The sequence below is a fragment of the Chryseobacterium sp. SIMBA_038 genome, assembly GCF_046535115.1.
Taxonomy (GTDB): Bacteria; Bacteroidota; Bacteroidia; order Flavobacteriales; family Weeksellaceae; genus Chryseobacterium.
The window spans coordinates 1-240 of record NZ_JAWRXH010000407.1 but is presented as its reverse complement, the minus strand read 5'-3'; the positions used below and the strand labels follow the sequence as shown (position 1 = coordinate 240).

Below are 240 nucleotides of genomic sequence, written 5' to 3'. Positions count from 1 at the left end.
CGACCGTTGTTGTGGCCGAAGCGGTAGTTGTCGTTGCCGTCGTTGCAGTGGCTGCCGCCGATGTTGTGCGCCAGTTCGTGGCGGAAGGCGGCCGAGGCGCTGATGGCGTTGACCGAGTAGCGGCCGTTCACGTAGGCCCAGCCGGCGGCGGTGTCCACCCCGGGTGTGCCAACGGTGAATGCGGCGACCAGGTCCGGGCTGTATTTGCGCATGCCATCGGCGAACAGGTTTTTGACATCG

General features: G+C 65.4%; 1 protein-coding gene. It reads right to left on the bottom strand.

The window, feature by feature from the left end; genetic code table 11:
• A partial coding sequence (locus SB689_RS24070; protein ID WP_410694540.1) for a hypothetical protein occupies nt 1–240 on the bottom strand: 240 nt, incomplete at both ends.